Source organism: Terribacillus saccharophilus (assembly GCF_046592595.1).
GTDB classification, from domain to species: Bacteria; Bacillota; Bacilli; order Bacillales; family Amphibacillaceae; genus Terribacillus; species Terribacillus saccharophilus_C.
Genome location: NZ_JAWVPF010000005.1, coordinates 261,546 through 284,497, shown reverse-complemented (window position 1 = coordinate 284,497; position 22,952 = coordinate 261,546). Strand labels below are relative to the sequence as shown.

The 22,952-nt window shown below is 44.1% G+C and carries 27 protein-coding genes and 2 riboswitches; of the genes, 16 read left to right on the top strand and 11 right to left on the bottom strand.

Annotation, left to right across the window (positions count from 1 at the left end; all coding sequences use genetic code 11):
• Positions 1-56: 56 nt before the first annotated feature.
• Positions 57-371, top strand: a complete 315-nt coding sequence (locus SFC25_RS10735; RefSeq protein ID WP_411215262.1) for a putative quinol monooxygenase — start codon at positions 57-59, stop codon at positions 369-371.
• A 29-nt stretch (positions 372-400) separates the two neighbouring features.
• Here SFC25_RS10735 and SFC25_RS10730 read toward each other — a convergent pair whose 3' ends face one another.
• On the bottom strand, positions 401-1,147 hold the full coding sequence (locus SFC25_RS10730; RefSeq protein ID WP_411215261.1) for a metallophosphoesterase family protein: 747 nt from the start codon (positions 1,145-1,147) through the stop codon (positions 401-403).
• A gap of 90 nt (positions 1,148-1,237) precedes the next feature.
• On the opposite strand from SFC25_RS10730, the gene SFC25_RS10725 reads away from it, so the two are divergent.
• The 3 genes from SFC25_RS10725 to SFC25_RS10715 are packed head-to-tail and all read left to right on the top strand — an operon-like array spanning position 1,238 to position 3,194.
• Complete coding sequence (locus SFC25_RS10725) at positions 1,238-1,705, top strand: hypothetical protein (protein WP_411215260.1); 468 nt, start codon at positions 1,238-1,240, stop codon at positions 1,703-1,705.
• 2 nt (positions 1,706-1,707) lie between these two features.
• Positions 1,708-2,724 carry a serine hydrolase domain-containing protein gene (locus SFC25_RS10720; RefSeq protein WP_411215259.1) on the top strand — a complete coding sequence of 339 codons (1,017 nt, stop codon included), beginning with the start codon at positions 1,708-1,710 and terminating at the stop codon, positions 2,722-2,724.
• Positions 2,721-3,194 carry an NUDIX hydrolase gene (locus tag SFC25_RS10715; RefSeq protein ID WP_411215258.1) on the top strand — a complete coding sequence of 158 codons (474 nt, stop codon included), beginning with the start codon at positions 2,721-2,723 and terminating at the stop codon, positions 3,192-3,194. Before SFC25_RS10720 ends, SFC25_RS10715 begins: the two co-directional genes overlap by 4 nt.
• Positions 3,195-3,223: 29 nt before the next feature.
• On the opposite strand, the gene SFC25_RS10710 is transcribed toward SFC25_RS10715, so the two are convergent.
• Both SFC25_RS10710 and SFC25_RS10705 read right to left on the bottom strand, forming a co-directional pair.
• Positions 3,224-4,168 (bottom strand): alpha/beta hydrolase, encoded by a 945-nt coding sequence (locus tag SFC25_RS10710; RefSeq protein ID WP_411215257.1) that lies wholly within the window; start codon positions 4,166-4,168, stop codon positions 3,224-3,226.
• Positions 4,169-4,260: 92 nt separating this feature from the next.
• On the bottom strand, positions 4,261-4,692 hold the full coding sequence (locus tag SFC25_RS10705; protein ID WP_411215256.1) for a MarR family winged helix-turn-helix transcriptional regulator: 432 nt from the start codon (positions 4,690-4,692) through the stop codon (positions 4,261-4,263).
• Positions 4,693-4,892: 200 nt separating this feature from the next.
• Here SFC25_RS10705 and SFC25_RS10700 point away from each other — a divergent pair, with 200 nt between their 5' ends.
• From SFC25_RS10700 to SFC25_RS10660, 9 genes are all read left to right on the top strand, one after another.
• Positions 4,893-5,645: an SDR family NAD(P)-dependent oxidoreductase gene (locus SFC25_RS10700; protein WP_411215255.1), complete on the top strand. Its 753-nt coding sequence runs from the start codon at positions 4,893-4,895 to the stop codon at positions 5,643-5,645.
• A 25-nt stretch (positions 5,646-5,670) separates the two neighbouring features.
• Positions 5,671-6,453: an SDR family oxidoreductase gene (locus SFC25_RS10695; RefSeq protein ID WP_411215254.1), complete on the top strand. Its 783-nt coding sequence runs from the start codon at positions 5,671-5,673 to the stop codon at positions 6,451-6,453.
• A gap of 104 nt (positions 6,454-6,557) precedes the next feature.
• A riboswitch (TPP riboswitch) is annotated at positions 6,558-6,669 on the top strand.
• A 67-nt stretch (positions 6,670-6,736) separates the two neighbouring features.
• Positions 6,737-7,387, top strand: coding sequence for a thiamine phosphate synthase (locus tag SFC25_RS10690; protein WP_411215253.1), 651 nt, complete (start codon positions 6,737-6,739; stop codon positions 7,385-7,387).
• Positions 7,371-8,495: a glycine oxidase ThiO gene (thiO, locus tag SFC25_RS10685; protein ID WP_411215252.1), complete on the top strand. Its 1,125-nt coding sequence runs from the start codon at positions 7,371-7,373 to the stop codon at positions 8,493-8,495. The genes SFC25_RS10690 and thiO overlap by 17 nt, the downstream gene beginning before the upstream one ends.
• A complete protein-coding gene (gene thiS / locus SFC25_RS10680) occupies positions 8,492-8,695 on the top strand; it encodes a sulfur carrier protein ThiS (RefSeq protein ID WP_411215251.1) in 204 nt (67 codons plus the stop codon). Before thiO ends, thiS begins: the two co-directional genes overlap by 4 nt.
• A 3-nt stretch (positions 8,696-8,698) precedes the next feature.
• Positions 8,699-9,463: a thiazole synthase gene (locus tag SFC25_RS10675; RefSeq protein ID WP_411215250.1), complete on the top strand. Its 765-nt coding sequence runs from the start codon at positions 8,699-8,701 to the stop codon at positions 9,461-9,463.
• The gene (locus SFC25_RS10670; RefSeq protein WP_411215249.1) at positions 9,463-10,473 is read left to right on the top strand and encodes a ThiF family adenylyltransferase; all 1,011 of its coding nucleotides are present in this window, start codon (positions 9,463-9,465) and stop codon (positions 10,471-10,473) included. Before SFC25_RS10675 ends, SFC25_RS10670 begins: the two co-directional genes overlap by 1 nt.
• Before the next feature lie 71 nt (positions 10,474-10,544).
• Positions 10,545-10,640: riboswitch (SAM riboswitch) on the top strand.
• An 83-nt stretch (positions 10,641-10,723) separates the two neighbouring features.
• Positions 10,724-11,848, top strand: a complete 1,125-nt coding sequence (locus SFC25_RS10665) for a homoserine dehydrogenase (RefSeq protein ID WP_411215248.1) — start codon at positions 10,724-10,726, stop codon at positions 11,846-11,848.
• Between the two features lie 421 nt (positions 11,849-12,269).
• Positions 12,270-13,094: a zinc-ribbon domain-containing protein gene (locus tag SFC25_RS10660; protein WP_411215247.1), complete on the top strand. Its 825-nt coding sequence runs from the start codon at positions 12,270-12,272 to the stop codon at positions 13,092-13,094.
• 37 nt (positions 13,095-13,131) lie between these two features.
• Here SFC25_RS10660 and SFC25_RS10655 read toward each other — a convergent pair whose 3' ends face one another.
• The 4 genes from SFC25_RS10655 to SFC25_RS10640 form a co-directional block, all read right to left on the bottom strand.
• Complete coding sequence (locus SFC25_RS10655) at positions 13,132-14,730, bottom strand: zinc ribbon domain-containing protein (RefSeq protein WP_411215246.1); 1,599 nt, start codon at positions 14,728-14,730, stop codon at positions 13,132-13,134.
• 188 nt (positions 14,731-14,918) lie between these two features.
• Complete coding sequence (locus SFC25_RS10650; protein WP_411215328.1) at positions 14,919-15,371, bottom strand: GNAT family N-acetyltransferase; 453 nt, start codon at positions 15,369-15,371, stop codon at positions 14,919-14,921.
• A gap of 61 nt (positions 15,372-15,432) precedes the next feature.
• Positions 15,433-15,861: a universal stress protein gene (locus SFC25_RS10645; protein WP_411215245.1), complete on the bottom strand. Its 429-nt coding sequence runs from the start codon at positions 15,859-15,861 to the stop codon at positions 15,433-15,435.
• Between the two features lie 14 nt (positions 15,862-15,875).
• Positions 15,876-17,348, bottom strand: a complete 1,473-nt coding sequence (locus SFC25_RS10640; RefSeq protein ID WP_411215244.1) for a SulP family inorganic anion transporter — start codon at positions 17,346-17,348, stop codon at positions 15,876-15,878.
• Between the two features lie 149 nt (positions 17,349-17,497).
• On the opposite strand from SFC25_RS10640, the gene SFC25_RS10635 reads away from it, so the two are divergent.
• Positions 17,498-18,019 (top strand): recombinase family protein, encoded by a 522-nt coding sequence (locus tag SFC25_RS10635; RefSeq protein ID WP_411215243.1) that lies wholly within the window; start codon positions 17,498-17,500, stop codon positions 18,017-18,019.
• Positions 18,020-18,127: 108 nt separating this feature from the next.
• Here the strand turns inward: SFC25_RS10635 and SFC25_RS10630 are convergent, their stop codons facing one another.
• From SFC25_RS10630 to SFC25_RS10615, 4 genes are read right to left on the bottom strand one after another with little or no spacing between them, the layout of a single operon-like run.
• Positions 18,128-19,000 carry an ABC transporter permease gene (locus SFC25_RS10630; RefSeq protein ID WP_411215242.1) on the bottom strand — a complete coding sequence of 291 codons (873 nt, stop codon included), beginning with the start codon at positions 18,998-19,000 and terminating at the stop codon, positions 18,128-18,130.
• Positions 18,966-19,904, bottom strand: coding sequence for an ABC transporter ATP-binding protein (locus SFC25_RS10625; protein ID WP_411215241.1), 939 nt, complete (start codon positions 19,902-19,904; stop codon positions 18,966-18,968). The genes SFC25_RS10630 and SFC25_RS10625 overlap by 35 nt, the downstream gene beginning before the upstream one ends.
• Positions 19,891-20,334: a hypothetical protein gene (locus SFC25_RS10620; protein ID WP_411215240.1), complete on the bottom strand. Its 444-nt coding sequence runs from the start codon at positions 20,332-20,334 to the stop codon at positions 19,891-19,893. The genes SFC25_RS10625 and SFC25_RS10620 overlap by 14 nt, the downstream gene beginning before the upstream one ends.
• Positions 20,335-20,787, bottom strand: a complete 453-nt coding sequence (locus SFC25_RS10615) for a LytTR family DNA-binding domain-containing protein (protein WP_411215239.1) — start codon at positions 20,785-20,787, stop codon at positions 20,335-20,337.
• Positions 20,788-20,963: 176 nt separating this feature from the next.
• Between SFC25_RS10615 and SFC25_RS10610 the strand changes: the two genes are divergently transcribed.
• Together SFC25_RS10610 and SFC25_RS10605 are read left to right on the top strand one after the other, a co-directional pair.
• Entirely contained in the window at positions 20,964-21,806 is an 843-nt protein-coding gene (locus tag SFC25_RS10610; protein WP_411215238.1) for an aldo/keto reductase, read from the top strand.
• Positions 21,807-21,885: 79 nt separating this feature from the next.
• Positions 21,886-22,710, top strand: coding sequence for an aldo/keto reductase (locus SFC25_RS10605; RefSeq protein WP_411215237.1), 825 nt, complete (start codon positions 21,886-21,888; stop codon positions 22,708-22,710).
• Positions 22,711-22,952: the final 242 nt, after the last annotated feature.

Sequence of the window (22,952 nt, the reverse complement as noted above, 5' to 3'; positions counted from 1 at the left end):
GTATAGGTCGTGTCGTATTTTTCATTCAGACTGTTTCTTGCGAAAGGGTGGATGGAATGGAAAAGTTCGGCTTGTATGGCAGATTCCTGGCTCATAAAGATGATAGAGATGAATTGAGCTCTATACTACTGGAGGCAGCGGAGTCAATGATGCATGTAGATGACTGTGAGATATATCAGGTCAGCGTGTCATCTGAGGAGCCGCAAGCAGTATATGTATACGAAGTATGGAAGGATGAAGCAGCTCATCAAGCCTCACTTGCTTTAGATGCGACACAAACATTAATTCGTCGAGCAAAGCCTCTTATAACAGGGATGGAACGTATTAATACCCTGCAAACATTGGGAGGAAAAGGTCTCCATAGTATATGAAAAGCGGACAAATCAATTGTCCGCTTTTTCTATTTCTGCAGCTGTCCGCCATGAAAGATCTTCAGAATGATATCTTGCTCTGGGACTGCAAATTTTTTATATCCTTCCAGAAATGATCGGTTATCATAAGGTACTTCTATTACCTCTGTTCTGATTTCTTTTTCTAAATCTATTCGTGCATAAGGTGCGACAGGCTTTGGCTGACAGCCGAGAGAGCCAGGGTTCAAAAAGATGCTGCGGTTATTGCGAAAATGATGAAGCGGATGGTGGTGACCAAAACAAATGAGCTCTATATTTGATTGTTCCTGAAATAACAGCTCCAAGTTTTCCAAAGTGGGCTTAACAATGCGAGAGAAGGGATCCTCACTTATGTGGGCATCCGCTTTATCAGGGTGAATATGGTAATGGGTGAACAGAACTGTACGCCCTTCGATGTGCTTCGTGATTTGGCGAGGGAGATTGCGTATTCTGTCTAGATAATCTGGGTCAGTTCGGTCAGCAATCCACTGATGGTGTGCTCTTTCGTTTTGATGGCTTTTAGGGTAAGTCTCCTGTCTGCTTAATGCGAGTACAGCCTCATCATGGTTTCCGGTAATCATCGATATGTCGTCTCTTCCAAATAAAAGCTCCAGTACTCGATCAGTTTCATAACCAATTGCGAGCATATCTCCAAGACAATAAATATGTTCAATATCTCCACGCTTGTCTATATCCTCCAACACAGCCTTTAGAGCAGGGAGATTTCCGTGAATATCAGTTAAGACAGCAATGCGCATACAATCAGCCCCTATTCATACATTTTATATCCTGCATATATTTCCAATTATGGTAACATGGTTTGTGAGTGGGGAATAGGGGCTGGTTGCATGAGTGTGAGAGGAATGATTATCGGAGCTGCATTCAGTATCATGGCTGCAGTAATTTGTACCTTTGCATTTGGAATTGTTGTCAGTTTCTCTTTTTTAATGGCTGCGTCCTCCATCATGTACATTGGTGTTTTTCTTCAGGTCGTTTTACCATTTCTAGTGGTTTTAAGTATTGCGGGAGCACAATTTAAAAGGATTGACCAAGTCAGGGAAGTGACTAAATGGGTCATCAGCATCATCATGGCTTTTGTTGTGGTCACTTATGCAGGGACAATCGGTTCCCTGACGACTCATGTGATTGTATGGGGAGATAAAATGGAGAATTTAGCAGTCGCAGATATTATTGCGTGGGGTCTCATCTATGGGTTTCTGCTGCTGCCGTTGGCTGCACCAATTGGCCGGTGGCTGATTTTTTTGCTAGTAGACTGCTGCAAGTATTTTGAAGATTCGAAAGAGAGGGATGATTAAGTATGAGCAAATTAAAGAATAAGCTGGAAAAGGTAGCCAAAGAAATAGATTTCTCTGGTGTGGTGTATGTAGAAGAAAATCAGGAGAGCTTTTTTTACCAAAATGGCTATGCCAATAAGCAAGACAAGCTAGCATTTGATAAACACACAAGGTTTGGGATAGCTTCTGGAGCAAAGATCTTCACAGCTGTGGCGATTGCGAAGCTAGTCGAGCAAGGAAGACTGGAATTCCAGACAAAGTTAACAGACTGCCTCTCAATAGCATTTCCGCAATTCCATCAAGGCGTTACAATTCACCACCTGCTGACGCACACATCCGGTATACCCGACTATTTTGATGAAGAAGAAATGGAAGACTTTGAGGAGCTATGGCAAACGCTTCCGATGTACCGGGTAAGGTCGGGTAAAGATTTTTTGCCATTATTCCAAGACAAGAAAATGATGTTCCCGCCTGGTGAACGATTCCATTATAACAACGCTGCTTTTATCGTTTTAGGACTGGTGGTAGAGGAACTGGCTGGAGAACCTTTTACAATCTTTGTCCAGAAACATATTTTTGATCCTGCTGGAATGACAGATGCAGGCTATTTTACATTCGATAAACTACCGGGTAATACAGCAATCGGCTATATAAAAGAGGGTGATGAATATCGTTCCAATATTTATGCGTTGCCGGTAAAAGGCGGTGCGGATGGTGGGGTGTATGTTAGCGCAACTGATATGGCGCGTTTCTGGGATGCACTGACTCAGCATAAGCTGCTGCATGCAGAACTTACTGAGGAACTTATGAAGCAGCATGTTCAAGTGGATGAGGAATCTTCTTACGGATACGGAGTCTGGATCAAAAAGAACGGGGAAAGAATCAAGAAGTATTACGTTGTCGGGTTTGATCCGGGTGTAAGCTTCCATGCAGCCTATTATCCAGTGAATGGTCGAAAGCTAGTAGTACCGTCAAATCACGGCGCTGGTCCATATTATATGGTTCAGGCAATGGAAGAAGAGGAGGCGGAAAGCAAATGAAGCATGATTTAACTATTGATTTAGGAGAACAAATGCTGAATTGCCGGACAGCCGGGGTTATTGTAAAAGATAATCATGTGCTGCTGCATAAAAACAAGAAAGATCCGTTTTGGACCCTGATTGGCGGGCGAATCCAGCTGGGTGAAGATTCGGCGCATGCTGTAGAACGGGAATTCGCGGAGGAGCTTGGCATTCCTGCCAAGGCGGAACGGCTGCTATGGACGGTGGAGAATTTCTTTACCTATAAAAGTCGGCCTTATCATGAATACAGCTTTATTTATCTAATGCAGGATATGGATAATAGACTTGGCAGAACGGAAGAATTCCTATCTTCTGAAGGCGGGGAATTCCATTATGAATGGATTCCTTTGGAAGTAATCGGTGAACTGCCTATAAGACCAGAATTCTTACGAGAGAAGCTGCAGCAGATACCTTCCGTACCAGAGCATATCATTCATAAAGAATTATAAAAAAACGCACCAAATCGGTGCGTTTTGAATTAGGCTTTTAACCAAGCATTGGCCAATAGCATAGCGCCTTTGGCGGCTTCTGTATGTGCAAGCTCATTCAGCATGACAAAATCATGGATAATACCTTGGAAACGAACAGACGTCACATCGACACCAGCTTCCTGGAGCTTACGAGCGTACGCCTCTCCTTCGTCGCGAAGAACGTCTGCTTCTCCTGTAATGACAAGTGCCTTTGGCAGGTCTTTTAGATCTTCTATTGTTGCTCGAAGCGGGGAGGCTGTAATCTCATTACGCTGCTGTTCATCGGTTGTATATTGATCCCAGAACCATTGCATACCATCGCGGCGGAGGAAATAACCTTCAGCAAACTGATGGTACGATTCCGTATCGAAATTGGCATCTGTAACAGGGTAGAAGAGTAGCTGTTTGCTGATCTTTGGCCCTTTTCTTTCTTTGGCCATAAGTGTGATGGCAGCTGTCATATTCCCGCCGACACTGTCTCCTGCTGCTGTGATTTTATCTGTATCAATGCCGTATTCTTCGCCATTTTCGGCAATCCATTCTAAAGTAGCGTAAATTTCTTCAATCGCTACAGGATATCTGACTTCTGGTGATAGACTGTAATTTGGGAAGACGACAACAGATTCAGAATCGACTGCGAGAGAGCGGATTAGATGGTCATGTGTATGTGCATTCCCGAAAACCCAGCCAGCTCCGTGGGAGTATAAAATGACGGGCAGATTTCGGTCGATTTGCTTTGGTTTAATGATACGAATAGAAACTTCTCCAGTTGGACCGCCAGGAATTGTGATATCCTCTATGTCCACTTCTGGTTTGTCAATCTCACCAGACTGAACGTCGTCAACTGTTTTTCGGCCTTCGTTTGGTCCAAGATCGAACAAGTACGGTGGATTTGCGGTAGCTTCGATAAATTGTTGAGCTTCTGTTTCTAATACAGGTTTGAATTTTGTCATAGTAAATTCTCCGTTCTTATATTTTGTAAAATAATATTTCGCAAAACCTTTTTAAGGGAAAGAAAGTTGGATAATAGCATATCCAACATAACCTATCTTTGCTGCAAATTTGTAGTTAGTTTTTTTACTAATCTATTCAACTGATCAATCTCTTCAGATGACATACCACTAGAAGAAACGAGTGCAAGTGGTATACATGCTGCTTCTTGTTTCAATGCCTCACCTTGATCTGTCAGCGTTACATGGACAACTCGTTCGTCCTCTTTGGAGCGCTGCCGCGAAATAAGTTGCTTCGCTTCCATTCGTTTTAATAGGGGAGTCAACGTGCCGGTATCCAGATCAAGTGTCTCTCCAAGCTGTTTGATTGTCTGTTTCTCTGCTTCCCACAATGCCTGTAAGACAAGATACTGCGGATATGTAATATCTAGTTTTTTAAGCAGAGGCTGGTACATCCTGAGAATGGCTCGTGAGCTAGCATATAAGGAAAAGCAAAGATGATCCTCTAAGGTGAAATCCTTTTCCAAGATTAATTGTCACCTCCATTTATTGTTCCAAATTATATTTTGCACAATCTAAATATATAGAAGCAGAATAAAATTGTCAAATTAAAATGTGAAAAAATAGAAGACTTATTTCTTGCGATTTCGATTTTAGAGGTGTAAGCTCTTACATATAGAGTAGGTAAATTAACCTATTTATACATATTAAAGGGGGGGCTTTGCTTATGAGTGGGCAGAAAGTAGCAGTCATCACAGGTGGCGGCAGCGGACTTGGTCAAGCTGCGGCATTACGATTGGCAGAAAAAGGCATCGCAATCAGCGTCGTTGACGTATCTGAGGCGGCTGGTCTGGAGACCGTCCGCTTAATAGAGGAAAAAGGATCAAGAGCTATCTTTGTCAAAGCTGATGTAAGCAAGGCAGAAGAAGTGAAGCACTATGTGGATAAAACGGTCGAGGCATTTGGTACTATCGACTTGTTCTACAATAATGCGGGTATTTCCGGCCCTGGGGTAAAATTTGTGGATAATACCATCGAGCAGATCGATATGGTATTAGGAATTAATTTGAATGGGGCCCTTTACGGTTTGAAATATGTATTGGAAGTAATGCTTGCTAATGGCGGCGGACGAATTGTCAACACATCATCTACAGCAGGTGTTGTTGGCCAGGCGACAGTTGGTACATATTCCGCTACAAAGCATGCGATGGTCGGTATTACGAAGACATTGGCTGCTGAGTATGCTGAGCAAGGCATTATCGTAAATGCAATTGCTCCGGGCACAACAGAAACGCCGATGGTCCGGGAATACAAGGAGAAGAATCCAGATGCATTCAAGAATGCGACAGAACCGATTCCTCAGAAGCGTCTTGGTCAGCCGGAGGAAGTGGCAGAGCTTGTCACGTTCCTATTGACTGGTAAAGCACTTTATATAAATGGTGTAGTAGTGCCGATTGATGGCGGTTTTACTGCGATTTAACAGAATTAGAAAAGGAGAGATTCCGATGAAACGTTTTGACGATAAAGTAGTATTGATTACAGGTGGCGGTTCCGGTTTAGGCCGTGCAGCGGCATTGCAAGTAGCAAAAGAAGGTGCAAAACTATCCCTGGTTGACTTGAGTGAAAAAGGACTGGAAGAGACAAAGCAGGAAGTTCTTGCTGCAGCACCTGAAGCAGAGGTACTTACAATTGTGGCAAACTGTGCAAATGAACCGGAAGTAGAAGCGTATGTGAAACAAACTATCGACCAGTTCGGCAAGATTGATAGTTTCTTCAATAACGCTGGAATAGAAGGAACTCAAAATCTAACGGAAGAGTATCCGGTAGAAGAATTCGACCGTGTTGTGAACATCAACTTGAATGGTGTTTTCTACGGCATGCGCCACGTATTGAAAGTAATGAAGGAGCAAGGCTACGGCTCCGTAGTAAATACAGCTAGCGTAGGCGGTATCCGCGGAATCGGCAACCAGTCCGGCTATGCAGCAAGTAAGCATGGTGTAGTTGGTTTGACGAAGAACTCGGGCATTGAATACGGACAATTCGGCGTCAGCATCAAAGCCATTGCACCAGGTGCCATAATGACACCTATGGTCGAAGGTTCCCTTCGCCAAATCGGCGGAGATAACTGGGAAGAGACAGGCAAGGAATTCGTCAGCGTTAACCCGATGAAACGTTTCGGCAAGCCGGAAGAAGTCGGTTATCTTGTTGCTTTCCTCCTTTCTGACCAAGCTAACTTCATCAATGCGACTGTCGTGCCGATCGATGGCGGACAGTCTTATAAATACTGAGTCCATGAGCTTCGAAGACCATCTGGTAAAACCAGATGGTTTTTTTGTCATTATAAGTTCTTGCATATAATGCTAATTATGTTACGATGTGGGTAAGTTCATAATTTTCACACTAGGGGATCCCTTCAAAAGGGCTGAGATTAAGAGTAGTGACTCTTTAAACCCTCATAACCTGAACAGGTTCGGACCTGCGTAGGAAAGTGTAGACACTCGAGTTTACATGCTCTTTTGTATGTATTTATTCGCAGATACCACACCACTTTCCTTTGGGGAGTGGTGTTTTTTGTATGTCCGGCCTGTTTGTATACGAGAGGTGATGGCAATCAAGTTGATGGCAGTGACAGATGATGTACATGAAACGGAGGATTTACTGCGTATTTTGTTGGAGATCCATCCTTATGTCGATTATGTGCAGGTAAGAGAAAAACGAAAGTCTGCTGATGCAGTGTATCAGATGTGCAGGGAGCTTTTGGCGGAGGGGCTGCCGGCACATAAGCTCTGGATCAATGATCGTTTGGATATTGCATTGCTGCTTGGCTTAAAGCAAGTGCATATACCGGGTCATGGTCTCCCGCTCGAAGAACTGAAAGAGCTGTATCCTGATGTACGGATTGGTGCTCCTATCCATTCGCTTGAAGAAGCAGTAAAAGCAGAAGCTGCCGGAGTGACATATGCACTCTACGGTCATTGCTTTTCAACAGCCAGTAAAAAAGGAAAACAACCGCAGCCGCTAGCCAATCTAAGGTCTATTCGACAGAACATCCGAGTTCCATTGTATGGGATAGGCGGAATTGATGTAGGAAGACTAGTTTCTTTGAAAGCGCTTGAAATAGATGGTGCTGCGGTCATGAGTGCTATCTTTTCAGCAAAAGACCCGCTTGATGCTGTGAAAAAATTAAGGGAGGAGTGTCTGCGTCTTGAAGAATTCCAGTGAAGTAGCAGTGGTCGGAGGAGGCATCATAGGCAGTGCCATCGCTTATTATTTAGCGAAGGCAGGTCATCAGGTGGATGTGCTCGAAGCAGGACAAGTCGGATCAGGCTCAACGCAGGCAGCAGCAGGTATGCTTGGAGCACATTCGGAGTTTAAGGAGTTCGGTGCATCCTTATATCCCTTTGCTCGTACTAGTCAAAAGCTGTATGAAGAAGCGGAATCAGATATTCGTTCTTTGACAGGGATTGATATGGAACGTCGTTCGGGTGGGTTGATACAGCTTATTTTTACAGAAGAAGAAAAAAAGAGCATGCGGTCATTGTTTTCGTCCTTGAAAGAAGTCGCATGGTTCGATAATCCCACTGTGACGAAGAAAGTGCCGGGACTGTCAAAGGCTGTTTCAGGTGCATTTCATATGGTTGAGGATGTGCATGTCAAACCTGAAATTGCTTGCAGGGGATTCCATACTGCCGCACGAATGCTTGGCGCCGGAATTAATGCTTTTACTCGTGTCGATGAGATTGTAAAAGAATCCGGTCATTATTTATTACGTACTTCCAAGGGAGAATGGCGTGCTGATCGTGTCGTGATTGCCAGCGGTGTTTGGAGTAATTCCCTGCTCAGTCGTACAGGGTTGGGAACGCCGATCTTTCCAGTAAAGGGGGAGTGCATTGCTGTTACTAATACACAAGCACCACTTACATGCAGTTTGTTCCATGACCAGTATTATATTGTTCCGCGGAATAACAATGAACTGATCATAGGGGCGACAAGAGTCAAGCATGATTGGAGCACCCAGCCTACGCTTGGCGGGCTGCAAACTGTCATGGAAAAAGCCAAAAAGATGCTGCCGGAGGTGGATAAGATGCCGTTTGTTAGAAGCTGGGCAGGTCTCAGACCTCAGACAACCGACGGCAAGCCGCTGATTGGCGAGCATCCGGAAATGGAAGGCTTGTATATTGCTGCTGGTCATCAGCGCAATGGCATCCTGCTCGCTCCAGCTACAGGTAAGATGATTTGTGATTTGATAAGCAAGAATACTGTTCCGGAAGAATGGAAGGAAGCGTTTCGCGTCGATAGATTGCAAACTTGCGAGGAGATATGGATATGACTATTCAACTGAATGGCAGGCAGCAGGAATTATCCGCTGATATAAAGACTGTGGCGCAGCTTTTAGCATCACTTTCCTTGGAAAAAAGAGTAGTGATTGTCGAACTGAACAAAGAAATCATCAACAAATCTGCGTATACAGAACAGCCGATTAGAAGTGGCGATAAAGTCGAACTGATTCATTTTGTAGGAGGAGGATGAAGGATGTTACAAATTGCAGATAAAACATTTGCTTCCCGCTTATTATTAGGAACAGGCAAATACCCGTCACTTAAGGTTCAGCAGGAGGCTGTAGATATTTCGAAGGCAGAGATACTGACATTTGCTGTGCGGCGGATGGATATTTTTGAGCCATCCCAACCTAATTTTCTTGAACAGCTTGATTTGGAGAAATACTCCTTATTGCCGAATACCGCTGGAGCAAAGACGGCAGAGGAAGCTGTGCGTATTGCCAGGCTAGCCAAAGCTTCCGGATTATGCGATATGGTGAAGGTAGAAGTCATCGGCTGTGATAAGACGTTGCTCCCGGACCCAGTCGAGACGCTGCGGGCTTCTGAAATGCTGCTGGATGAGGGCTTTATTGTTCTCCCTTACACATCGGATGATGTTGTATTAGCCAAGCGGCTCTTGAATCTTGGCGTGCATGCTATCATGCCGGGAGCATCGCCAATTGGTTCAGGGAAAGGAATCATAAATCCTTTCAACCTGCGCATGATCATTGAACAGAGCAGCGTCCCCGTCATTGTCGATGCAGGTATTGGTTCACCGAAAGATGCTGCGTATGCGATGGAGCTTGGGGCTGATGGTGTTTTGCTGAATACTGCTGTGTCCGGTGCAGCTGACCCTGTTCGGATGGCTTATGCGATGAAACTTGCCATTGAAGCAGGACGTTTAGGGTTTGAAGCAGGAAGGATCCCCGAAAAAGATTATGCAGTAGCAAGCAGCCCGAACGAAGGGATGTTTACTTGATGAAGGATCGTTATCGTAAGCAGGAGCTCTTCATTGGCAAGGATGGGCAGGCCAAGGTCGAAAACAGTAGAATTGTCTTGATAGGAATGGGTGCATTAGGCTCCGCTTCTGCAGAGATGCTTGTACGAGCAGGTATCGGGGAACTGGTGCTTATCGATCGGGATTATGTTGAATATCATAATCTTCAGCGACAGCAGCTGTATACGGAGCAAGATGCTGCAGCCTATTTGCCGAAAGCTTCTGCAGCGAAGGAACGATTACAGGCGATTAATCACCAAGTGACGCTGCATACAGTAATTGAAAATGTGGATCACCATAATATTGAGCATCTGATTGAGGATGCTGATGTTATTGTGGATGCTACAGATAATTTTGAGACGCGATTGATTGTCAATGATGCAGCAGTGAAGCATGGTATTCCGTATCTATATGGAGCTTGTGTCGGCAGCTACGGGATTAATTATCCAGTGCTTGCAAATAAAGCGGCTCCTTGTCTGCACTGTCTCCTGGAACAGCTTCCGCAGCAAAGCGAAACATGTGATACGGCGGGAATTATCAGTCCGATTGTCCAATGGGTAGCAGCGATGCAAGTCACAGAAGCGTTGAAAATCATTTGCGGTCAGGAAGTAAAGGCAGAACTATGTGCGTTTGATATTTGGACAGGGGAGCATACAAGAATGGATGTGAAATGCCTTCAAAATTCAGACTGTCCCAGCTGCGGGACAAATGCAGTACTGCCTTTTCTGAATGGTTTTTCCCGAACGAGACTGGATGCCCTTTGCGGAAGGGAGGCTGTCCATATAAGGCCAGCAGCGAAGAAATCACTGGAACTTCCGGCTTTAGCAGAGGAATGGGCATCTATAGTCGATGAGATTACTGCCAATGAATTCTTACTGGTCTTTCAATACATGGGGCATCGAATTGTGTTATTTACTGATGGACGGGCGATTATTCATGGTGTAAATGATATTAGCCGAGCGCGGACCGTGTACGACAGTCTGGTTGGATAATATTGTTGGAATTTTCTGTTGACGCGTTTTCTTATTCATGCTAAACTCCTTCATAACAAACGAATACAAAACTCTTATCAAGAGCGGCGGAGGGACTGGCCCGATGATGCCCGGCAACCTGCAAGTTTATTTAGACTTGTATAGGTGCTAATTCCTGTAGATGAGAGAAGACACAGTACGGTACATTCGTCTCCCTGTCCTCTCAGGGGGACTTTTTTTATGCGGAAAATTACTCAAGGAGGCAAAACAGATGACAGTGAAGATTGGATTGATTGGATATGGCACAGTAGGAAGTGCTGTGGGGAGGACGATCCGCTCCCATCAAGCAAACCTGCAGACGATTTTTGGTAAAGAAGTCCAGGTAGCAGGGGTCTTGGTACGGGAGAAGCAGAAGTATGAGCAGCAAGTAACGGACGCATTGCTGACTGACGATGCAGCGGAGCTTTTCTCCATATCCGACCTTGATGTCATCATCGAAGCGAGTGTCGGCATTGAGCCTGCCTTTAGCTATTTATCTGAGGCAATCCATCATGGCTGTCATATTATCACGGCAAATAAAGAACTGATTGCTTCCCGAGGTGCAGAGCTGAAACGCTTGGCGAAGGAAAATGGCGTGCGATTGGAATATGAAGCAGCAGTCGCGGGCGGTGTGCCGGTAATTGGAACGCTGAAGCAGCTTCTGCATATCAACCACGTTGTTAAGGTGGAAGCAATTTTGAATGGCACATCCAATTTTATTCTGACGGAAATGTCCGAAAAGAGCCTGCCATTCGAAGAAGCACTTCGGCTCGCGCAGGAAGCGGGGTTTGCAGAGGCTGATCCTGCCAATGATGTGGATGGCTGGGATGCATTTTATAAGCTGATGGTACTCAGTGATTTGTTATTTGAGGCTCAGCCGGATTGGGAAAAGGTTACGCGGAAGGGAATCCGTGGCGTTTCCTCACAGGATATCCAAGACGCAGCAAATCAAGGGTGGAAAATCAAGCATGTTGCTACGCTCGAAAATGCTGGCGGAGAAGTGACGGCATCTGTCGAACCGGTCATTTTATCTGCTGCCCATCCGCTGTATAGTGTGGATGGAGTAGACAACGCTGTATGTGTGGAAGGTGATCTTGTTGGCAAGCTGAAGCTGCAAGGTCCGGGCGCTGGGGCACTGCCGACGGCAAGCGCCATCGTAGAGGATTTGGCAAATCTCGTTAACCAGCGGAAGGATATCGAAGTAAGACCGCAAATCCAGTTCAAAGAGAAACGGGAGGCGGCCCCTTTCGTTCATCTGCCGTCGGGTGAAACTGTTTTTCTATATGGAGAAAATGTGGCGCCTGATGGACACTATTACCGTGTTGCAGCTGGAGCAACGGCTAAAGCAGAAGCTTAAGATAGTCAATCATGTGCCTGGAGCTGGAATCTCGTCATTCCCCTAATGAAGGAGTCGCTGCTAATTTTAATCATGTTCAGCGCTCTGCCGTTCATGCGGACAGAGTTTAAAGAAGTTTTTTGATTGGGTCGACCAGGATGCTGCTGTTGGTTTCCTATTAGGTGCCTAGATCTTAATGCTTCTGCTCGAAGAACTTGTAACAAACTTTCTTGCCCATACTGGAAGTGTATGAGTCATACATTGCGAGATAATTTAGGTTTAATAGAGCGCACTGCCATGTGAGATAAAAAGGCATGCACAATAGAGTGCATGCCTTTTTGTCTAATTACTCTAATTAGCACTGCCTCTTTTGACCTATATTTTGTATAATGAGGAAGTACATAGAGAAATGTGCAATTTTTTAGGTGAGGGAGTAGATTTTATGGTAGCTTGTCCGTCATGTGGACACAACAATACGGAAGGGAGTAAGTTTTGCGAGAATTGCGGTGCGGCTTTGCAAGAGCAAACGGCAGCGGGTAACACACAGCAAGCGGCAGCTTCATCGGGTGAAAATACCAAGGCCAATGAGTATCTTGAGGTCACAAAACAGGCATCATTATCATTTTTCCATTATTTTGCTGATGTGATTAAACACCCATTTAGCTCAGGTAAGCGCTATGGTGTCAGCAATCTGACGAATAGCATCATTACGATGGTCCTTTTTGCTGTATTCTTAGGTTTGACAGTTTACTTCGGAATGAAGAATTTATTAAAGGAAATAAGCTCTGTACCTCTTTTTGGGGACATGCTAAGTACGGATGAACTGGACATTGAGATATCTTTTGTCGAGTTTGCCATCAAGCCGTTCATTTTCTTTGCATTGTTTGTTTTCATAGTTGCAGTGTTAGTATTTGCTGCAAGTAAACTGTCGAAAATAGAAACAAACTTTAAATCTATATTGGTTAGATACGGTAGTTATCTGATTCCTTTCCTGGGATTAGTGGCATTAGGTTTTCTTTTTGCACTATTAAATATTAATCTTTTTACATGGTTCACTACAATTGGTTTCGTTGGCACGTTTTTCATAGTTCCAGTACTAGTGCTGGTAAGCTTGTATCGTGATAGCCGAAGTGGATTGGATATTGTATACAGCTCTTTATTCGTGACTATCTGTACAATGATCGTACTGTACATTGCACAGAGAATGTACTTGGCTGAACTCATAGAACAAATGGAAGAGCTTATGAATCAATTTTCGATCTTTTAAAAACAAAAAGAGACAGGTAAACCTGTCTCTTTTTGTTTTACTCAATATTCGTCAGCTTCCAATCGTCCCCGGATTTCTCTGCTGTATATGTCCAGTTATAATCTTGTTGTTCGGAGGTACCATCGCTGTAAGAGATTGTAATTGTCTCTTTCGTTGTGATAGTCGCTGAATCTCCATCTTCTTCATAGCTGGTAATCTCATAATCGTCCAGAGATTCAGTGATACTTTTAGATGTCAGATTGTCTACAAGCGTCTGTTGGGAATCGTATAGCGCTGATCCTTCTGCCATGTAAGGAGAAACGCTGCTAAAACTGTCATAATTTATCGCGTCGATCAAACCATTAAGGTAGTTGTCCATCAGTGTAACTGCTGAGTCGGGAATATCTCCTTCAGCACTGCTGTCATCCGTTTTTGTTTCATCGGATTTGGCAGACCCGTCAGCTTTATATACTGTTGGCTTCTTGTTCTCCACCACTTCTGTATTATCACCGATAGAACTGAAATAACTATAGTCTGCATCATATGCTTGCCATTTCTTTGCTTTTTCGTCATAAACCATGACGTAACTCAGTTCGTGGGACTGCTTCTCTAAATCAGCTGTCGATTCATCATAAATTTCTGCTTCATTGAATGTTTGGCTGACGTCCACTGATACCGCCCAGCTTGTGTCCAATTTGGTTACATTAAATGTATCCAAGTCAAATTCTGATGATAGATAAGAACCCTCGTAGGAATAATCCCAAGAATCCAGATTGTCGATATCATCCTGGACCATTTGCTTGAACGGTTTTCCGGCATCCTTAAGGAGACTAGTGTCTTTCGCCGCTTTAGCATGTGCCAGTTGATCTCCCACTGTATTAATTTGATCCATGATTTGTTTTTTTGTATCTTCTGTTATGGATCCTTCCACTTGGAGGTCACTGTATGGATTCGTATCTTCGCTGTAGAGTTCCATACTTTCTGTTGCAGCCATCTCTATTTTATTCTGTGTCAATGTAGCAGACAGTTCATGCGTACCTGGTACAAATGGTCCGTACGTCTTTTCAAAATCATCTGTGTCTGCAGTTCCAACTTCTTCACCATCTACTTTCAGTACCGTATCTTTATATGCGGTGGCTAAGGTTATGTAATATGGCTGAACGTTAATCTCATAATTGTCATACAGAAGCAGTTTTTTTCCATCCTTGGAAAGATAGATGGGGCCGGTAGCATAAGCAACAGATTCATCAGTTTGGCTGCTCATATCCGCTACTAAAATATCCAATTCTTCTGGATTTTCATTGTAGTAAGCAATCAGTCCTTTTACTGAATCCTCATCGATTTTAAGCTCTTTATCATCTGTAGTGATGATTTTAGCTAGTTTCTTAGCATCCTTCTCTGCTAAAGCTGTTTCGAATTTGTCAATCACCTTATCTTTGCTGGTCATTGCTTCTCCGGTCTTGTAGCCGGCGAACAGGATAATCAGAACTGCGATGACACTTGCCAGGATGATTTTGTTCTTCTTGCTCATTTTTTTCTTTGGTGCGGTTTGCTGCTGGCGCTGAGGAGTGGTTGTGCCACTTGCGCTTGTGCCGCAGTTATTACAGAACTGGGCGCCGGGCTTCAGTTCATTCCCGCATTCTTTACAAAATTTCATGATTTCTCCTTCCCCTGTCTTATCGGAATAATAGTATAAGGACAAATAAAGACAGCATTCTTATTATAATGCTATCCTACTAAATATCTAGATAAATAAGAGAATTAAATTGAAAAAATGGAATTATATTATAAAATATTCCAATAAAAAAAACGACCTCGCTTAGCAGGTCGCAATTTTTATGGCATTTATAGATTGTAACGGAAACGAACCATATCTCTGCACTGTATACCATTTTCAAAAATAGGTTCTTCATAGTGGCGGAGAAAGAAATCATGATCAATTGCTGTCATCCGGAAGCCGCACTTTTGATAGAAGGCGATTTGATTGATGCTGGAATTGGCTGTTCCTACTTCCAGATAAGCGTATCCTTGTAACCGGGCTTGCTCAATGGCATGATGGATGAGCTTTTTGCCAATACCTTTTCCTTGATCAGCTTCTTTTACGGAGATGTTCATTACCTCCGCGGTATCAGGGCTGGTCGGAATCATTACGTAAATGCCGGAGATATGATTGTTTGTTTCTGCAATAAAGCAGCTTCCATGACGAAGGTAAGATTCTATTTTTGTTTTAGATGGATCAGCTTCAAGTAAGAGATCTATGGGCGGAGTTTCAGTTGGATTAAGCTTGCGTATATTCACCAATTCACACCTCCAATGCAGGTTAGGAAAAAGGCTGCCGAAATCTTTCGACAGCCTTTTGTTACGGCAAGTATTTTACAATCATGACAGAACACTTCGCCCGTTTCGCAACACGGCTGCTGACACTTCCAAGGACGATTTCCTGCAGAGGATTCAGACCGCGGCTGCCGATGATGATGAGATCAGCTCGGGTATCACGTGCATGCTCCAGGATCATGGGTGCAGGCTCACCGTGCTTCATGATCAGTTTGTAATTAATGGATGCTGCTTCAAATGCATCGCGGAAACGCTGGAGTTTCTCATCGCGCTTGCTTTGCAATTGGATTGGATCGGTACTGTGCAGGACATCTGCTTTTGTTTTTTCGTAATCAAGAACTTGGATTCCTTCCACCAGAGTCCCAGGCTGCAGCTTTGCCAGCTGGATAGCGTGCTCTGCTGCCAGGAAGGAGTGGTCGGATCCGTCAATTGCCACTACGATTTTCTTATACATGGATGCACCGCCTTTTAATGGTTTGATACGTTCACATGTGCGGAATCGCTAGTTGTCAATCTGTGCATTAGTGCTTGGCTATCCTTATTCAACCCTTCCAAAGTAACAGAAGAGCCCTTCTCCCTGAATTTTAGCACGATTTTGTCAATCGCTGCCACTGCGGAGTCATCCCAAACGTGCGTGTTGGTGAAATCAAGTGTTATGTGTTTGGCTGTATTCTCATAGGAAAAGCTATCCGTGAAATCGGTCACGGAAGCAAAGAACAGCTGCCCGCTAATAGTATATCGAATATGGTCTGCTGATGCGTCAGTTCTTTTTTCGACTTTCACTTTCGATATTTTTGCGACAAAGAAAATAGCACTTAGTAGGATACCAATGAATACACCGATGGATAAGTTATGCGTTGCCACTACAGCGATAACAGTCACGACCATGACAACTGAATCTGATATTGGAACACGTGTAAGGCTGCGGATGGAAGACCAATCAAATGTACCAATGGAGACCATAATCATGACTCCAACAAGCGCGGGCATTGGAATTCTTACTACCCAGTCTCCTAATACGAGAATGAGGAACATCAGGAATATACCTGCAACAAGCGTAGAAAGGCGACCGCGACCGCCGGATTTGACATTGATGACGGACTGTCCGATCATTGCGCAGCCTGCCATCCCACCGAAAAAGCCAGTTACAATATTGGCAATACCTTGTCCGCGGGCTTCTTTGTTCTTATTACTGCCAGTATCCGTCATGTCATCAACAATGGACGCCGTCAGCAAAGACTCCAGCAAACCGACAATCGACAAAGCAAGTGCAGTCGGAAAGATAATTTGCAAGGTCTCCAAGTTGAGCGGAATGTCTGGAATCAGGAAAGAAGGCAGTGCTTGTTTAATTTCCCCCAAGTCCCCGACAGTCCGAACTTCAATATGCAGGAACAACGACAATATCGTCACTGCCAAAATGGCTACAAGCGGAGCAGGAACGGCTTTGGTGATGAGCGGGAACAAATAGATGATGGCGAGCGTGATCCCCACTACAACATAGGTAGTTGTATTGATTCCTATAAAATGCGGTACCTGTGCCATGAAAATCAGGATAGCGAGTGCGTTCACGAATCCGATCATGACAGAACGCGGGATGAATTTCATAAAACGGGCAATACCTAATACGCCGAATAAAAGCTGTAATACCCCAGTCAGGATCGTAGTGGCGAATAAGTATTGCAACCCGTGATCCTTCACTAATGTCACCATCAATAACGCCATTGCTCCTGTTGCTGCAGAAATCATTGCCGGTCTGCCGCCGACAATAGCAATGACAACTGCCATAGAGAAGGATGCATATAATCCGACCATCGGATCCACACCAGCGATGATGGAGAATGCGATTGCCTCAGGAATCAAGGCCAAAGCAACAACGATACCGGAGAGGATGTCCCCGCGGATGTTGCCAAACCATTGCTTATTTAATTGTACTGCTGCCAATTTACAAACACCTCATTTTATATAATTTTTGTTGACTTCTAAGTCTCATAGAAGTCGTGTCCGAATTTTGATAAGCTTACTGTAACACGAATCAGTTAGTTTTGGAACCAAAACTACCGTTTTTGGTACTTTATTTGGAGTGAGATAACATGATGATTGGATATATACGGGAATTTGTCCGGGAAAAATGGGACCATCAGCCAGCAGAAATAATAAACTGCGAGAAAGTGATAGAGGAAAAGGAGGACGTGCAGGGGCAGCCTTTATTAGAGGAGCTCTTGGAGAACCTGCAGCCGGGTGATGTACTTGTTGTACGTAAGCTTTACAGCCTGGCAAATTCGACAAAGCATCTAATCGAAATTTGCCGTAATCTGCAGGAGAAGCAGACATCCCTCGTATCGATTGAAGATAATATTGATACAAGAGAGGATTCGTTCTTTCAGCATTTGGAGCAGATCGCTGTATTCCGGAAAGAAGTAGTAGGAGAAAGAACCAAAGCAGGACTTTCTGAAGCAAAAGCAAAGAACCGAGCAGGCGGGAGACCGCGCAAGCCAGATAGAAATGTTCAAAAAGCTATTGATATGTATCGCAGCAAGAAGTACTCGATAGCGGATATAACAATTGAAACAGGTATCAGTAAGACAACGTTGTATCGGTATCTTCAAGAATAGAAATTTGTTGGTATTTGTTTTATGATCAATCGTTTGTTTAGCTAATAAAGCACCTTTCATCGCATTTCGATGAAGGTGCTTATTTTAGTATCCATTACTCTTGTTAATCTACATCCGCACAGACCGCATCCATACACCAAGACTTAAAAATATAACCCCCGTCAAAAGAAGAATACCGATTATGACGGGAAATTGAGCAGCAGCATCAAATAAGGTGATCTGCAGACCGAATGTTTCTTTAAACTCATCTAAAATGAAGACGGGAGCATCGGCGAAAGTAGTTTCCATTGCAGGCTGCATCAGAACGTCACGCAGTGCTGCGACACCATAGGCTGGGGGAAAGAACTTGGTTATTTCCTGTACAAATGATGGGAGCTGCCCGATAGGGATGTATATCCCTAGCAGAAATCCGGATAAAGTACCGACAAGCGTACCCATGGACGAAAAAGATTTACGGGATCGGATTAAAACAGTAATAGCAAAAAGGAAGGCGGCAGAAGAGAAAGTAATCAGCATGATTAACCCGATTGCCGATAGTAAGCCATTCCAAGTAACGGTAGGTTTATCATTCAACCAGAAGTATCCTTCGGCAATGAGCAAAGCGCCGACAGAAAATAATACAGCAATCAGCCAAGCGGATAACAAGTATCCAATGACCAATTGGGTTCTGGTCATAGGTGTGATCAATAAAGCGTGCAGCTGGTTGCTGGCAGCATCTTCAATCATTGTACCCAAAACAGACAATGTGACTGTGAGAGAAATAACCACAATGATCCCAGCGAGCAGCCAGCTTTGCATCAGTTCTTTCATGCCGGCTGCTCCCTGTGCTGCTTCCTGTGCGGAATTGGTTGTCACATCAGCTAAGAAAAGCAAGTAGAGAACAATAATGATACCGGTTGTGAGCAAGGACATGAAGACCGCAGTCTTGTCCCGAAAATACAATCGATTAGAGCGCTTTGTCAGCTGCCAGATTGTGTGCATGTGTATTCTCCTTTACTAAGTTGATGAACACATCGTCCAGGCTCCCTTTGATTAATTCAAAATCTGTGACATGCTCCTCTAAATGCCGGAGGATATGGTAAGCTTCCAAACTATTTGGGACCGAAATTTGGAATATTCCGCTCTTAAGGCGATAGCTGAAGCGATGGTCAACTAAATACGTTGCTGCAAATTCGTTATCGTTTACTTGCAAGCGCAATGTATCTGAAGCGTATAGCCGTTTTAACTCAGCAGGTGTGCCTTGTGCCTTGATTTTACCTTTATCGATGACAACAATTTGATTCGCATCAGCTGCTTCCTCCATGTAATGCGTCGTCAAAAACACAGTCATGTGGAGCTGCTGCTGCAGACTTGCAATAGTTTTCCACACATCGACTCTTGTTTGAGGATCCAAACCAGTCGTTGGTTCATCCAAAAACAAAATGGCTGGCCGGTGCAGCAGTGCCCGCGCTATCTCTGCTCGGCGTTTCTGTCCGCCTGACAGATGCCTGAATTGTTTTTTCAGGATTGGTTCCAGCAGCAGGGTATCGGTTATCCAGGACATGCTCTTCTGCGTTTCGATTTTTGACATACCATAGAACCTCCCCCACATATCGAGGTTCTCCTTTACAGTCAGCACATCATCGAGTACATTATCTTGAAAAACCAACCCGATCCGCTGGCGAATTTCTGCATCGTCCTTGCCGGCTTGAAATCCATCGACGAAGATAGATCCATGTGACTGCTGCAAGCGGGTGGCAATCATATGGATGGTCGTCGATTTGCCTGCGCCATTTACACCTAAGAATGCGAATAGATGTCCTTTCTCCACATCGAAGGATATACCATCCACTGCAACGGACTTGCCATAGCTTTTCGTTAGATTTTTGATTTCAATGATTTTCATTCGCTCCAGCCTTCTTCCTTTTATAATTAGCCAGTTCTTCATTCAATTGCTTCGCTTCAACACTATGAATAAGGCGGTAGATGACCCACAGGACAATATAAATGAAGATAACAAGAGCTAATAATAGCGCAAGCAGCTTCCAGTTACCTGTGTCAAACCAGCCAAAGAGGGCAGCAGAGCCTGTGAAAGTGCCCAAGACAATAAGGAGAAACAGAAGTGAGCGGGTAAAGATGTTCGATTCATTTGCTCGACCCAGAATCAAAATCTGTATCCATGTAAGCACAAAGGTAATAAGCAGATTTTGAGGTACAAGGGCAATATCCATTGTGCTATTTCCTATAAAGAGATAAATGTATATGCTTGTTGCCAAAATAGAGAACATAAACATGATGCCCCATGATTGGATGAAACTTACGAAAGTCTTCATCATTCATTCCTCCCTGCCGATTCCGAGTTTATGTTTGAGCTGGGGTACGTATTGTCTGGAAATCATTACTTTTTCTCCGTTGGTGAGGGTGGCTGTAAGTTTTCGGCCTAGTGCGGGCTTTAGTTTTTCCACCTTGGAGAGATTGACGATAACAGATTTAGATATACGTATAAGATCGGGACTGAAATGGGACTCCTCAATTTGATACAGCTTTAATGAGGATTGGTATACAGCATTCTTATCATAAAGAAATACCGTATTATCCACTGACTCGATATAGTAGATAGATTCTGGATGCAGAAGATGCACTTCTCCATTCCTCTCACCAGACAATCTTTCCTTGCTGGAGGAAGATAGGATTTTGACGAGCTCCAAAATGCTGGAGTCTGTTTGACGGCAAGTGATTTGCACTTCGGTTTCCAGGCAAGTATCGTCTTCCTGAATTGTGATCTTCATAGAGCGCCTCCTGTCTTTTACTTGTTGGTATTTCCAGTGTAACGGTCAGCAGAGGAAAAACAATACCAGATGGTGTATCCTGCCAATAAGAGCAGCTAAGCTGCCACTTATGTATTGATCAAACGTTTGATAAAGATCACTGACCGGGAAAAAGTAAGTAATGAGGAGGAGATACAATGAAAACTATCACCTTGCCGGATGGAACGGAACTAGCGGCAATCGGACAAGGAACGTGGAATATGGGGGATGACGATTCAAGGCGCCATGATGAAATCCAAGCCTTGCGCACAGGACTTGATCAGGAACTGCAGGTAATAGATACAGCAGAAATGTATGGAGACGGCCGATCAGAACGCTTGGTACGTGAAGCGATAGTTAATAGAAGGGAAAAAGTATTTCTCATTTCGAAGGTGCTGCCGTCCAATGCAGCGTTCGATGATGTGCTGGCAGCCTGCGACCGTTCCTTGGAACGGCTGGGAACTGACTATCTGGATTTGTATCTGCTTCATTGGCGGGGAAGAGTGCCACTGGCAGAAACAGTGGCGGCTTTTGAACAGCTGAATGAAGAAGGAAAGATTCGTCGCTGGGGTGTCTCGAATTTCGATACGGATGATATGGAAGAGTTATGGAATGTAGAAAACGGACAGAATTGTGCCGTTAATCAAGTGCTCTATAATCTTACTGCGCGAGGAATTGAATATGATCTCATTCCATGGCAGAAGGAGAAGGACATTCCGATTATGGCGTATTGCCCATTAGCACAAGGTGACCGGAAGGAGATTCTGCACAATGCAGTCGTCTGTGAACTGGCAAAAGCATACGAAGTGTCTGTTTCCCAGATTGCATTGGCTTGGACGATCCAATCAGGACATGTGCTTAGTATTCCAAAAGCGGGACAGGCTCCTCATGCGGTGGAAAATGCCGAGGCTGGCAACCTTGTACTAAATAAAGAGGATCTTGCAAAACTAGACAAGGAATTCCCGCCTCCGACGTCGAAAGTACCGTTGGAGGTCGTATGAATGCATAGGCATTTTACATGACAGTCTTTGCAGGCAACGCTATACTAAACGAGAAAAAACCGCTAAAGGAGTGCTTTAAATGAACTATGTAACACTGAACAATGGCGTAAAAATGCCACAGCTTGGCTTTGGAGTCTGGCAGGTTGGAGATGAAGAAGCAACTGCAGCAGTAGCGAAAGCACTTGAAGTTGGTTATACAAGCATCGACACAGCAATGATCTACAAAAATGAAGCAGGCGTCGGCAAAGCGATCAAGGAAGCCAACGTGAACAGAGAAGATCTGTTTATCACAACAAAAGTTTGGAATTCTGATCAAGGGTTCGACAATACAATTGCAGCTTTTGAAGCAAGCCTTGAGCGTCTTGGTCTTGAGTATGTGGACCTTTATCTTATCCACTGGCCAACTCCGCAGTATGACGAGTACGTGGACACTTTCAAAGCATTAGAGAAGCTTTACAAAGACGGCCGTGTGAAAGCGATCGGCGTATGTAACTTCGAAATCGAGCATTTGGAACGCCTATTGAAAGAAACGGAAATCGTTCCAGTCTTGAACCAAGTGGAGTGCCACCCGTACTTGGCGCAAAACGAACTAAAAGACTTCTGCAAAAAGCATGATATCTTTGTAGAAGCATGGAGCCCGCTTGATCAGGGCGGCGATGTTCTAAAGGATGAAGTCGTGACAGCAATTGCTGAAAAACTTGGTAAAACAGCTGCACAAGTTGTGCTTCGCTGGCATCTTCAGAATGACACAATCGTCATTCCGAAATCTGTGACACCATCCCGTATCGAAGAGAACTTCCAAGTATTCGACTTCGAACTATCTGCAGAAGATATGGATGCGATCAATAAATTGGATTCAGGCCGCCGTAAAGGTGCACATCCAAACGATATGAACAAACGATAAGTGAGAAAGAGCGCCAATATGGTGCTCTTTTTTGCGTTGACAGTTATAGGGGGAAGTGATTGTATATATGTAGAAAATGTGAGTGCAGGAAGGGCTGAATTCTGTGTTGTCAGACATCATTGGTTTTATCGTAATCATGTTGATTTTCGCGGTGCTGGTTAAATTCAGGGTGATTAGGATAGTCAGTAAGAATGGATATAAGTATAAGCAATCGAAGCATGAGCTAAATCTCACTTATAAGA